The organism is Jidongwangia harbinensis (assembly GCF_020216025.1).
In the GTDB taxonomy this organism is placed as follows: Bacteria; Actinomycetota; Actinomycetes; order Mycobacteriales; family Micromonosporaceae; genus Actinoplanes; species Actinoplanes harbinensis.
In genome coordinates, this window is sequence record NZ_JAIWNC010000045.1 from 1 (window position 1) to 14136 (window position 14136).

At 74.0% G+C, this 14136-nt stretch carries 3 protein-coding genes; all 3 read left to right on the forward strand.

Annotation, left to right across the window (positions count from 1 at the left end; genetic code table 11):
* Genes LDL48_RS36825 through glyA form a run of 3 tightly spaced genes read left to right on the forward strand, consistent with a single transcriptional unit; the run spans position 1 to position 14122 of the window.
* Positions 1–8247 (forward strand): non-ribosomal peptide synthetase, encoded by an 8247-nt coding sequence (locus tag LDL48_RS36825; protein ID WP_225259787.1) that lies wholly within the window; start codon positions 1–3, stop codon positions 8245–8247.
* Positions 8244–12749: a type I polyketide synthase gene (locus tag LDL48_RS36830; protein ID WP_225259788.1), complete on the forward strand. Its 4506-nt coding sequence runs from the start codon at positions 8244–8246 to the stop codon at positions 12747–12749. Before LDL48_RS36825 ends, LDL48_RS36830 begins: the two co-directional genes overlap by 4 nt.
* Complete coding sequence (gene glyA, locus LDL48_RS36835; RefSeq protein WP_225259789.1) at positions 12746–14122, forward strand: serine hydroxymethyltransferase; 1377 nt, start codon at positions 12746–12748, stop codon at positions 14120–14122. Before LDL48_RS36830 ends, glyA begins: the two co-directional genes overlap by 4 nt.
* Positions 14123–14136: the final 14 nt, after the last annotated feature.

Genomic DNA, 14136 nt, shown 5'->3' on the forward strand with positions numbered 1-14136 from the left:
CTGCGCGCCAACCTCAGCACCCACACCCCCCACCACCACACCCTCACCATCACCCTGCACCACACCATCGCCGACGCCTGGTCGGTCACCGTGCTGGCCAATGAGCTGCAGGCGCATTACCAGGGGATTCCGCTGCCCGCACCGGCCGTGCAGTACGCCGATCACACCCGCTGGCAGCAGAGCCGGGTGGATCTCACCGCCGAACTGCGGCACTGGGCCGCCGTCCTCGCCGACCTGGCGGTTCAGGACCTGCCCACCGACCACGCGCGCCGGGACACCGGGGACGCACCCGCCGCCCGGCACTACTTCCGGCTGCCGCCCGCCCTGAGCGACCGGGTGACCGACTTCGGACGGCAGGCCGAGGCGACACCGTTCATGGTGGTGCTGGCCGCGCTGCAGACCGTCCTCACCCACCACACCGGACAGACCGACATCGCCATCGCCACCCCCACCGCCGGACGCCACCACCCCGACCTCGACCACACCATCGGCTACTTCGCCAACACCCTCGTCCTGCGCACCCACACCAACCACAACCCCACCTTCCACCAACTCCTCAACCGCACCCGCACCACCTGCCTCACCGCCTACCACCACGACACCACCCCCTTCGAACACATCGTCGAAACCCTCAACCCCCACCGCGACCCCACCCGGCACCCCCTCACCCAGACCATGCTCGCCTGGCAGAACGCGCCGGTCGCCGCCCTGCGGATCGACGGGCTCGAGCTGGAGGTGCTGCCCGCGGAGAACGGAACCGCGCAGTTCGACCTGTCCTTCGTGCTGGCCGAGGACGACGGCGGCATCGGCGGGTACCTGGAGTACCGCAGCGACCTGTTCGACCAGGCCACCGCCCGCCGCTTCGCCGCGCACCTGACCGCGGTGCTCGCGACCGCGCTGAACGATCCGCAACGGCGAGTGGCGGAGCTGGTGCCGATGACCCCGGCCGAGCGCCACGACCTGCTGGTGTCCTGGAACGGGACGGCTACGGTGCCGGACAGCCCGGACGTCGCCGACCTGGTCGCCCGCGCGGCGTCCGCGGACCCGGACGCGACGGCGGTGACCGCGGACCGGCGGCAGTGGAGCTACGCCGAACTGGAGCGGGGCGCGAACCGCCTCGCGCACCGGCTGGTCGAACTCGGCGCCGGCCCGGAACGGCTGGTGGGCCTGCTGCTCGAGCCCGGCGCCCCGATGGTGGTGGCGATGCTGGCCGTGCTCCGGTCCGGCGCCGCGTACCTGCCGCTCGACCCCGGCGGTCCCGCCGCACGCCGGACCGATCTGCTCGCCGAGGCGCGGCCCGCGGTGCTGCTCACCACGGCCGCCCTGGCCGGCCGGGTGCCGACCGGCGCGGGGTGTCCGGTGCTGCGGCTCGACGCGGACGCCACGACCATCGACCGGCAACCCGACACCGCACCCGCGCACACCGGTGGGCCGGACAACCTCGCCTACGTCATGTACACCTCCGGCTCCACCGGCCGCCCCAAGGGCGTCGCGATCAGCCGGCACAGTCTGGCCCGGCTGCTGGCCACGGCCCGGGACTGGGTCACGAGCGGGCCCGGGGACGTGTGGACGGTCCTGCACTCGTACGCCTTCGACCTGTCGGTGTGGGAGATCTGGGCGGCGCTGACCACGGGCGGCCGGCTGATCGTCGTCCCGCCCGAGGTGGGCCAGGACGGTGCCCGGCTGCTCCGCCTGCTGGCCGACGAGCGGGTGACGATGCTGAACATCACGCCGTCGGCCTTCCGGTACCTGGAGTCCGCCGACGCGGCCGCGCCGGCCGGCCTCGCGCTGCGGCACATCATGTTCGCCGGTGAAGCCGTGGACCTGGCGACGGTCACCGCGTGGTTCGCCCGCCGGGGAGACCGGACACCACGGCTGCACACCATGTACGGTCCGACCGAGGCGACGGTGCACGCCACGTCCTACCCGCTGGGTGAGCGGGACCTCGGCGCGGACCGGACGCCGATCGGGCGACCGCTGCGCGACCTCGGCGTCCACGTGTTGGACAGCGCCGGCCGGCTGGCCCCGGTCGGTGCGGTCGGCGACCTGCACCTGGGCGGTGCCGCCCTGGCCCGGGGCTACCTGGGCGGTCCGGCGCTGACCGCCGACCGGTTCCGCCCCGACCCGTTCGGCGGGCGGCCCGGCGCCCGGCTCTACCGCACCGGCGATCTGGCCCGGTGGCGCACGGACGGGGTGCTGGAGTTCCACGGGCGGGTCGACGACCAGGTACAGATCCGAGGCGTCCGGATCGAGCCCGGCGAGGTGCGCGCCGAGCTGGCCCGCCTGCCGGGCGTGGCCCAGGCCGCGGTGGTCGCCCGGCTGGAGGCCGACGGCGACCACCGGCTGATCGGGTACGTCGTGCCGGTCCGCGGCGGTGCGCTCGACCCCGCCGAGTTGCGCCGGAGGCTGGCGGACGTCCTACCGAGCCACCTGGTGCCGGCCGTGCTGGTGATCCTGGACGCGCTGCCCCTCACCCGCAACGGCAAGCTGGACCGGGCCGCCCTGCCGGCGCCGCGACCGGCCGACCCGCCACCCGTGGCGCCGCGGTCACCGGTCGGCGCCGCGTCCGGCGCGCAGCAGGTTCTGGCCCATCTGTGGGCCGAGGTGCTGGGCGTGCCGGAGGTCGGGCCGGAGGACGACTTCTTCGACCTGAGCGGGCATTCCCTTGCCGCGGCCCGGTTGCTGGCGAAGGTGCGGGCCGTCTTCGATGTGGATCTGCCGATCCGGGTGCTGTTCGACGCCCCGACCGTCAACGGCCTGCTGACCGAGATCGACCGTGCCCGCCGCGCGGTCCTGCCCACCCCACGGCCCCGGCCCGCCGGCCAGGTCGTCCCGCTCTCCTGGGCCCAGCAACGACTCTGGTTCCTCGACCAGCTCCACCCCGGCAGCACCGCCTACAACATCCCCATCACCATCGCCATCGACGGCCCCCTCGACACCCACCGCCTCACCCACGCCCTCAACACCACCATCCAGCGCCACGAAGCACTCCGCACCACCATCGACCCCACCACCGAACCCCCCACCCAACACATCCACCCCCACCGACCCACCACCATCACCACCCACCCCGACCCACCCACCCCACAACCCTTCGACCTCACCACCGGACCCCTCCTGCGCGCCAACCTCAGCACCCACACCCCCCACCACCACACCCTCACCATCACCCTGCACCACACCATCGCCGACGCCTGGTCGGTCACCGTGCTCATCCAGGAACTGGTCGCCCACTACCAGGGCAGATCCCTGCCGGTGCCGGCGTTGCAGTACGCCGACCACACCCACTGGCAGCAGACCCACCTGGATCTCACCGCCGAACTGCGGCACTGGGCGACGACCCTGGCCGATCTGCCGGTCCTGCGCATCCCGACGGACCGCCCGCGGTCGGACTGGGACGACCGGGGCGCCACCGTCGAGCTGCCGCTGCCGGACCACGTGCGCACGGGCGTCGAGCAACTGGCGCGGAAGTCGGGCAGCACGCCGTTCATGGTGGTGCTGGCCGCGCTGCAGACCGTCCTCACCCACCACACCGGACAGACCGACATCGCCATCGCCACCCCCACCGCCGGACGCCACCACCCCGACCTCGACCACACCATCGGCTACTTCGCCAACACCCTCGTCCTGCGCACCCACACCAACCACAACCCCACCTTCCACCAACTCCTCAACCGCACCCGCACCACCTGCCTCACCGCCTACCACCACGACACCACCCCCTTCGAACACATCGTCGAAACCCTCAACCCCCACCGCGACCCCACCCGGCACCCCCTCACCCAGACCATGCTCGCCTGGCAGGAACCACCCGCCGTGCCCGCGGAGGTGGACGGGCTGCGGCTGACTCCGCTGGATCCGCCGGTCACCACGGCGAAGTTCGACCTGCTCTTCTCCGTCACCGAGCTGCCGCAGGAGTGGCTGGCCGGACTCAGCTACCGGACCGCACTGTTCGATCGGGCCACCGCCCAGCGGCTCCTGGCGAACCTGCGGCAGGTGCTGGAGCAGGCCATCGCAGACCCGGACCGGCCGATCGGCGACCTGGATGCGCTGACCGCCGCGGATCACGCGCTGTCGGCGGACGCGGGTACCGGCTCCGCTCAGCGCCACCCGACACACCGCACGGTGGCCGAACTCTTCACCGAGCAGGCGGCCCGCACCCCGGGCGCCGTCGCCGTGACCGCCGCCGCGGGCGCCCTCACCTACGCCGATCTCGACCGCCGCACCAACCAACTGGCCCGGTACCTGCGGAGCCGGGGAGTCGGCCCGGAGACCCGTGTCGGCGTGGCCGGCGACCGCGGCCTCGACCTGGTCGTCTCGCTTCTGGCCGTACTGAAGGCGGGTGGCTGTTACGTGCCGCTGGACCCGGCCAACCCACCGGCCCGGCGGCAGCGCATCGCGCGGGACGCCGGGGTCGCGCTGGTGCTCGACGGCACCGGGGCCGACTGGCCAGAGCTCGCCGTCGTGGATCCGGCCGCGGAGACCGTCACCGCCCAGGACGACGGCGACCTCACCCCTTCCGCCGGGCCGGACAACCTCGCGTACGTGCTCTACACCTCCGGATCGACCGGCACGCCCAAGGGTGTCATGATCAGCAACGCGGCCCTGACCAACCACATGTGCTGGATGGCACGCCGATGGCCGCTCACGCCCGCGGACCGGGTGCTGCAGAAGACGCCGATCGGCTTCGACGCCTCGGTGTGGGAGTTCTACGCCCCGCTGCTGGCCGGGGCCGGGCTGGTGCTGGCCGAGCCGGACGGGCACCGCGACAACGCCTACCTGGTGGACGCGATCCGCACCCACGACATCACCGTCCTGCAGGTGGTACCGAGCCTGTTGGACGTGCTGCTGGACACGCCCGGGTTCGGCACGGCCAGCCCGTTGCGCCGGGTGTTCAGCGGCGGCGAAGCACTCACCCCCCGGCTACGCGACGCGTTCCTCGACGCGATGGACGCGGACCTCGTCAACCTGTACGGGCCTGCGGAGTGCTGTGTCGACAGCACGAGCGCGGACTGCCGGGACAGCCACGGCTCGCCGGTCGTACCCATCGGCCGCCCGATCGACAACGCGCGGGCGTACGTGCTCGGTCCCCGCCTGCGCCCGGTGCCGCCCGGTGCCCCGGGTGAGCTGTACCTGGCCGGGCCCGGACTCGGCCGCGGCTACCTGGGCCGGCCGGACCTGACCGCCGAACGGTTCCTGCCGGACCCGTTCGCCGCCGAGCCCGGCTCCCGGATGTACGCCACCGGGGACCTGGCCCGGGTCACCGGCGACGGGCACCTGGAGCACCTGGGCCGGATCGACCGGCAGCTGACGTTGCACGGGCACCGCATCGAACCGGCGGAGATCGAGGCGGTCCTGGCCCGGCACCCGGCGGTTCGCCGGGTCGCCGTCACCGCCGATCTGACCGCGCACGTGGTGCCCCGGAGCGGCCGATCGATCGAGCTGGCCGACCTGCACCGGCATGCGGCCGGAGAACTGCCCGCCTACCTGCGCCCGACCGGAATCCGGCGGCACGACGAGCTACCGCTGACGCCGAACGGAAAGGTCGACCACGCCGCGCTGACCGGCCTGGCGGCCGAGACGCCCGAGGTCCGCGGGGAGGCTCCCCGAGGCCCCGCCGAGGAGGCGGTCGCGGAGGCCTACGCGTCGGTGCTCGGCCGCCCGGTCGGCGACCGGAACGCCAACTTCTTCCACAGTGGCGGCAACTCACTGCTCGCCATGCGGGTCGTGGCCCGGCTCGCCGCGGCCGGCCATCCGGTCGCGCTGCAGCAGGTGTTCACCCACCCGACGCCCGCGGAACTGGCCGGTGTGCTCGGCGGTGACGGCACCGACCGGATCCCCGCGGTTCCGGCCGGTCGGCCGGTGCCCGCCACGCACGCGCAGCGACGGATCTGGTTCCTGCACCAGGTCCGGCCGGACCGCACCGACCACCACATCCCGACCGTGGTGCGGCTGCGCGGGCCGCTCGATCCGGCCGCGCTGCGCCGGGCGTTCGCCGAGCTGGTCGTGCGGCACGAGCCGTTGCGTACGGGCTTCGCGTACCGCGACGGCGCGCTCTGGCAGGTGCCCGGCGACCCGGCCGGTCCGGACCTGCCGGTCGAGGACGTCGGCGGGCCGGACGCCGCCGACGCCGCCGTCCGGGAGTCGGTGGACCGGCCGTTCGACCTCGCCGCTGGGCCGTTGCTGCGGGCCCGGCTGCTCCGGACCCGACCCGACGACCACCTGCTGATCGCCGTGCTGCAGCACATCGCCGTGGACGGCTGGTCGATCGGCATCCTGCTGCGGGACCTGGCGGAGCTGTACGCCGCCGCCCGCGACGGCCGGGCAGCCCGGTTGCCGGAGCTGCCGGTCCGGTACGCCGACTACGCCGCCTGGCAGGCCGGCCGGTCGGCTCCCGGGCAGCTGCAGGAATCGCTGACGTACTGGCCGGAACGACTGGCCGGTCTGGGCGCACCGGGCCTTCCGAAGCGCATCCCGGTCCCGGCCGCGACCGCGGACCGGCCCGGCGCGAGCGTCCCGCTGGACATCGAGCGGGAGTTGCGGGACGCGGTGTTCGCGCTCGCGGCGTCGGCCGGCACCACGCCGTTCGCGGTGCTGCTGGGCGTGCTCGCCCTGGTGCTGGCCCGCCGGACCGGTCGGCCGGACATCTGCATCGGCACCGACGTCGCGGACCGGGACCGCCCGGAACTGGCCGACCTGGCTGGGCTCTTCCTCAACCAGGTGCCGCTGCGGATGGACGTCTCCGGCGTCACCACCTTCCGCGCGCTGCTGGGGCGGGCCGCGACCACGTCCCGCGAGGCGCTGGCGCACAGCCAGGTGCCGTTCGACCGGATCGTGGACGCCGCCCGCGCCGGCCGGGCACCCGGCGCCGCCGCCACCCCGCTGTTCAGCGTGCTGCTCGGTTACGAGGAGGGCGGGCTGCCGGACCGGTTCGGCGACCTGGCGGCGGAGTTCACCGAGCTGCCGGCCGGCACCACCAAGCTCGACCTGACGCTCTTCACCTGGAACGGCTCCGGCGGGCTCACCGGTCGCCTCCAGTACGCCACGGACGTCCTCGACCACGACGAGGCGCGGACGCTCCGGGACGACCTGCTGCGGACGCTGCGGACCGTGACCGCCGACCCGGACGCCCCGCTCACCCCGACGATCCCATCGAGTTCCGCTCCAGGAGGACGCGCCATGGCACCCGTTCCGTCTCCCCGATTCCGCCGCGTCACCCCCCGCCCGGTGCCGGTGGCCGACACCGGCCTGATCCGCACCGGCGAAGTGATCCCCGGCAGCCGCCTCCCGCTGCTGGCGACCCCGGAGTCCGCGGGGGTGGACCTGACCGGCTGGCTCGCGTCCCGCCCGGACTGGCTGCCGCCCCGGCTCGCCGAGCACGGTGCCGTGCTGTTCCGTGGCTTCGGCGTCCACGAACCCGCCTCGTTCGAGCGGCTGGCCGGCACGGTCTGCGGCGACCTGCTGGACGCCAACGGCGAGCACGTTCCGGTGCTGGCCAACGGCCGGGTGCAGACCCCGGTGTTCTTCCCCGCCGACCGGCGGCTGCTGTGGCACAACGAGAACTCCTTCAACGACCGATGGCCGGCGCTGATCGTGTTCTGCAGCACGATGCCGGCCGCCTCCGGTGGCGAGACCCCGCTGGTCGACAGCCGGCGGGTGTACGCGGAGCTGTCCCCGGCGATCCGGGAACGCTTCCTGGCCACCGGCGTGCGCTACCACCGCAGCTATGGCGGCGGAGTGGGCCTGGACTGGGCGAAGGTGTTCGGCACCGACGACCGCGCGGAGGTCGAACGCGCCTGCCGCGACGCGGGCCTGCGGTACGAGTGGCAGCCCGGCAACCGGTTGCGGACCACGTGCGTACGCCCGGCCGTCGTCGAGCATCCGGTCACCGGTGAGCCGTCCTGGTTCACCCAGGCACAGCACTGGCATCCGGCCTGTCTCGACCCGGTCACCCGGACCGCGATGACCGCCCTCTACGGCCCGGAGGACCTGCCGCGCAACTGCACGTACGGCGACGGCGAGCCCATTCCCGACGAGGTGATGACGGAGATCCTGGGCGTCTACGAACGACTGGAGGTGTCGTTCGCCTGGCAGCGCGGCGACGTCCTGGTGGTCGACAACGTGCTGACCGCACACGGGCGCAACCCCTACCAGGGCGAGCGGCGGCTGTTGGTCGCCCTCGGCCGGGAGACCGCCTACCCGGAAACCGCCGGTGCCGGCACGTCCGGAACGGGATCGCCGCGATGACCGAGCATCTCGACCGCATCGCCATCGTCGGCATGTCCGCGCGGCTGCCCGGAGCCGAGAACCTGGAACAGTTCTGGCGCAACCTGCGCGACGGGGTCGAGTCGATCAGCCACTACACGACCGAGGAACTGCTCGCCGCGGGCAACGACCCGGACCTGGTGTCGCACCCCGACTTCGTGCCGGCGCACGGCAGCCTCACCGGTGCGGACCTGTTCGACGCCGGGTTCTTCGGGCTCTCCGCCCGCGAGGCGGAACTGCTCGATCCGCAGCACCGGCTGTTCCTGGAGTGCGCCTTCCACGCGCTGGAGGACGCCGGGGTGGACCCGACCGACCCGGCGGCCCGCATCGGGGTGGTCGCCGGCAGCGGTATGACCAGCTACTTCCTGCGCAACATCCTGCCCCGCCGGGACCTCATCGAGGCGGTCGGCCCGCATCAGGTGGCGCTGGCCAACGACAAGGACTACCTGGCCACCCGGGTGGCGTACCAGCTGGGCCTGACCGGTCCCGCGTTCAGCGTGCAGACCGCATGCTCCACCTCCCTGGTGGCGGTGCACCTCGCCTGCCAGAACCTGCTGTCCTACGCCGCCGACGTGATGATCGCCGGCGGAGCCACGGTGGACAGCCCGCAACAGACCGGCTACCGCTACGAGAAGGGCGGCATCAACTCCTCCGACGCGCACTGCCGGGCCTTCGACGCCCGCGCCGAGGGAACCATCGGCGGCAACGGGGTCGGCGCGGTGGTGCTCAAGCGGCTCGGCGACGCACTCGCCGACCGGGACGTCATCCACGGCGTGATCGTCGCGTCCGCCATGAACAACGACGGCGACCGCCGCGTCGGCTTCACCGCACCGAGCATCGCCGGACAGGCCGCGGTCATCGCGGAGGCACTGGAGATGGCCGGTGGCGACGCCGACCGGATCGGCTACGTAGAGGCGCACGGCACCGCCACCCCGCTCGGCGACCCGATCGAGGTGGCCGCCCTGACCCGGGCGTACCGCCGGTTCACCGACGCCGCCGGCTACTGCGCGCTCGGGTCGGTGAAGACCAACATCGGGCACCTCGACGCCGCGGCCGGCATCGCCGGGCTGCTCAAGACCGTGCTCATGCTCCGGCACCGGCTGATCGCGCCGAGCCTGCACTTCAGCGAGCCGAACCCGGAGATCGATTTCGGGTCCGGACCGTTCTACGTCAACACCAAACTGTCGCCGTGGCCGGCCGGCACGGCACCGCTGCGCGCCGGGGTCAGCTCGTTCGGTCTCGGTGGCGCCAACGTGCACCTGATCCTGGAGGAGGCACCGGAACGGTTCGCACCGCCGCCGTCGAGCACGCCGCAGGCGCTGGTGCTGTCGGCCAGGTCCCGCGAGGCGGTGGACGCCGCCGCGACCGCGCTCGCCCACCGGATCGCCGCCCCGGCGGCCGGCGTGGAGCTGCCGGACCTCGCCGATGTCGCGTACACGTTGCAGAGCCGGCGCACGGCCCACCCCTGGCGGCGGGTCGTGGTCGGGCGGGACCGGGCGGAGCTGGCCGCCGCGCTGCTCGGCCCCGGTGCCGAGCTCGCGCGGGAACCGGGTGCGGCGGGCGTGGTGTTCGCCTTTCCCGGGCAAGGTTCGCAGTACCCGGGCATGGGCCGGGAGCTGTACGCGACGTATCCGGTGTTCGCCGAACATCTCGACGCCTGCGCGGCGATCGCCGATCCGATCCTCGGCACCGGCTTGCGCGAGGCGGTCTTCACCGGCGCTCCGGAGCAGCGCACCGATGTCTCCGCCGCGGCCATCTTCGCGGTCGAGTACGCCCTGGCGCGGCTGCTCGTCTCCGCGGGCATCCGGCCGGCGGCGATGGTCGGGCACAGCCTCGGTGAGTACGCGGCGGCCTGCCTCGCCGGAGTGCTGCGGCCGGCCGACGCACTACGGCTGGTCGCGTTGCGCGGGCGGCTGTTCGACGGCCTGCCGGAGGGCGCCATGCTGGCCGTCCCGCTGCCCGCGGACGAGCTGGCCGAGATGCTGGACGACGGCATCACGATCGCCGCGCACAACGCGCCCGCGTCCTGCACGGTGTCGGGCCGGGCGGATGCCGTGCAGCGCCTCGCCACCGTCCTCGCCGGCCGGGGTGTCACCTCCGTGCGCCTGCCGGTGAGCACGGCCCTGCACTCGGCGGCGGTCGATCCCGTGCTCGCGGAGTTCGAGGACGCCGTCCGCGGTGTCGAGTTCGGCGCACCCACCCTGCCCTACGTCAGCGGCGTCACCGGTGACTGGGCGGACGCCGAACTGGTGTGCGATCCCGGCTACTGGGTCCGGCACATGCGCCGGCCGGTCCAGTTCGCCCGTGCGGTGCGGACCGCCCTCACCACGGCCGGCATCGTCCTGGAGACCGGTCCCGGAGGCGGCCTCACCGGCCTGATCCGTCAGCAGGAGCTGGCCCGGGCGCCGGAGACCCTGAGCACGCTCCGCCGATCCACCGACGGGCGCGCGGGTGAGGCCGCCGTCCTGTTGCACACGATCGGCCGGCTGTGGTCCGCCGGGGCCGGCGTCGACTGGGCCGCGCTGGCCGTGGAGGGCGAACGCGCACCGGTGGGCCTGCCGTCGTACCCGTTCCAGCGGCAGCGTTACTGGGTCGCACCGGCCGCACCGGCCGCACCCGCCGCCGACGCGGCGCCGGCCGCCCCGGCCGGCCGGCGCCCGATGCGGGAATGGCTGTCCGTCGTCGGATGGCGGCGGTCGGCCGCCACCGGCCCGGTCACCGCCCCCGGCCGGGTACTCCTCCTCGACGCCGGCGACGAGTTGAGCGCGCAGATCGCGGCCGGACTGGACGCCGCCGGCGCCGACCTGGTCCGGGTGGCCGCCGGTACCGAACCGGACTACCCGGCACTGCTGTCCGGCGCCGGCTGCCCGGACCAGATCGTGCACTGCGGGAGTCTGCGGGACACCGGCGACACCGTCGCGGACTTCGAGCAGGCGCAACAGGACGGCCTCTACAGCCTGTTGTCGATCGCTCAGACGCTCGAGCTGAACCGGGCCGGGAACCCGGTCACGGTCACCGTCGTGGGAGCCGGCATGTTCAGCGTCTCCGGCGACGAGCCGCTGCGGCCGGCGCACGCGACCCTTCCGGCCGCCGCGACGGTCATCGCCCAGGAATGCGCCACCGTCACCACCCGGATCATCGACGTGCCGGTGGTCGCCGCCCCCGGAATCGCGGACCGGGTCGTGGCGGAGTGTCTGGCGGTGGCCGAACCGCGGGTGGCGTTCCGGGGTCCGTACCGATGGGTCCCGGCCGACGAGCCGCTACCGGCCGGCCCGGACCCCCAGCCGGAACCGGTGCTGCGCGCGGGCGGCCACTACCTGGTCACCGGCGGGCTCGACGAGGCCGGCGCGCTGTTCGCCGGGTACCTGCACGACCGCTACGGGGCCCGGGTCACGTGTCTGGAACGGCCGGGCTTTCCCGCGGAGCCGGACTGGGACACCTGGCTCGCCCGGCATCCGGACCGGGATCCGGCGAGCGTACGGATCCGGGCGGCGCGCCGGCTGCGCGCCGCCGGCGGGCGGGTGGACCTGATCCCGGTCGACCTGGCCGCCCCGGCCGAGGTACGGACCGTCATCGGCTCGCTGAGTGGTCTGCACGGCGTCCTGCACACCGCCGGACTGGCCGAGGAGGGCGAGCACCACCTGCTCCGGGACACCAGCGTCGCGGTCTGCCAGCAGCATTTCCGGCGTCGGGTGCACAGCACCTTCGCGCTGGCCGCCGCGACGGCCGGCCGGCCGCTCGACTTCGTGCTGGTCCAGTCCACCCTGGCGGCCCGGCTCGGCGGACTGGGCCGTCTCGCGGGCGCGGCCGCCGCGGGCTTCGCCGACCTGTACGCGCACCGCACCCACCGCGACGGCGGCCCCCGCTGGATCGCGACGAACTGGGACGACGGCAAGTTCGACGTCGCCGGGCCGGCCGGTGCGGCCGCGGCGACCGGTCCGTTCTCCGAGCCGGAGACGGCCGCGCTGCTGGAACGGGTGCTGGCCTGGCGCACGCAGGTCCATCTGACCGTGTCCACCGAGCCGATGGCGGTCCGCACCGGTTACTGGCTGCACGAGGCGGGCCACGCGGCTGCCGCGGGCAACGCCGCCGGCACCGGCCTGCCGCTGCACCCACGCCCCGCCCTGCTGACGCCGTACCTGGCGCCGCGGACCGCCGCCGAGGCGGAGATCGCCGCGATCTGGGAGGTGCTGCTGGGCGTCGGCCCGCTCGGCGTGGACGACGACTTCTTCGCGCTCGGCGGCCATTCGCTCCTCGCCACCCAGCTGGCCGCCCGGTTGCGCGCCGCGTTCGATGTCGATCTGCCGCTCCGCAACCTGTTCGAGGCGCCGACGATCGGCGGGATCGCCGCCCACGTGCTGCGCCTGCAGGCGGTGCGCGGCGACGCCGACGACCTGACCGCGCTCCTGGACGAACTCGAGCAGCTCGTCGAGGACCCGCCCGCCACCGCCGACCGCACCACCACCGAGGAGACCCCGCGATGACCGTCGCCGACCTGACCCACCCGCCCGGCCTCGACCGCGACGTGCTCACCGAGTTGCTTCAGGACGGTGCCGGGCGGCTCGGCCGGGAGGATCCCGAGCTGTACTCGGCGCTGCGTGCGGAGCACGACCGGCAGCTGCGCTCCCTGGTCATGGTGGCCTCCAGCAGCGTGGTCGATCCGACGGTGCTGGCCTGTCAGGCCAGCACCGCGGTCAACGTCACCGCGGAGGGTTACCCGGGCAACCGCTACCACGCCGGCTGTGCGCAGGTGGACCTCATCGAGCAGCTCGCCATCGACCGGGCCCGCGCCGCGTTCGGCGCCACGTACGCCAACGTGCAGCCGCATTCGGCGTCGGTGGCGAACCACACCGTGCTCGGCCGCCTGCTGCGGCCCGGCGACACGGTGCTCGGCATGCGGCTGCACGAGGGCGGTCACCTCACCCACGGCGCCCCGGCCGGCTTCTCCGGGCAGTACTTCCGGCCGGTCGGTTACGGACTGGACGCGGACGGCCTGATCGACTACGCGGAGGTACGGCGGGTGGCCCGCGCCGAGCGGCCGCAGCTGATCATCTGCGGCGCGACCGCATACTCGCGCACGGTCGACTTCGCGCGTTTCCGGCGCATCGCCGACGAGGTCGGTGCCCTGCTGCTGGCCGACATCTCGCACATCGCCGGCCTCGTGGTGACCGGGCGGCACGCCAACCCGGTCGACCACGCGCACGTCACCACGGCCTGTACCCACAAGCAGCTGTACGGGCCCCGCGGCGGGCTGATCCTGCTCGGCCGGGACCACGACATGGTCGGCCCGGACGGCCGTACCACGCTGCGCGACCTGATGCAGCGGGCCGTCTTCCCGTTCTTCCAGGGCGCTCCGGCGGTCAACGCCATCGCGGCGAAGGCCCGCGCGCTGGCGCTGGCCCGCACGCCCGAGTTCGCCGCGACCACGGAGCGGATCGTGGCCGACGCCCGGGCCCTGGCGGACGCGCTGGGCCGGCGCGGGTACCGGGTGGTCTCCGGGGGCACGGACAACCACATCGTGCTGGTCGACCTCGGCGGGCACGGACTCAGCGGGCTCAACGCCGAGCGGGCGCTCGAGTCGGCGCAGATCGTGGTGAACAAGAACCACGTGCCCGGCGACACCCGTCCGGCGACGGTCACCAGCGGGCTGCGGCTGGGCACCAACACCCTCGCGCTGCGTGGTGCCGTCCCCGCCGACATGGAGATCTGCGCCGAGCTGACCGACCGGGTGCTGCGGGCGACCCGGGAGATCGACGACCGGCGGCACGAACTCGATCCCGCCACCCGCGACGCCGTCCGCGACGAGGTGGAACGGCTGTGCCGGTCGTGGCCGATCCCCCGCTACCCGACCGACTGAGCCGTACCCCGCCA

Bases quoted from the DNA above. Each gene is read 5' to 3' on its own strand.
- LDL48_RS36830 (WP_225259788.1), top strand. From the start codon at position 8,244: ATGACCGAGCATCTCGACCGCATCGCCATCGTCGGCATGTCCGCGCGG.
- glyA (WP_225259789.1), top strand. From the start codon at position 12,746: ATGACCGTCGCCGACCTGACCCACCCGCCCGGCCTCGACCGCGACGTG.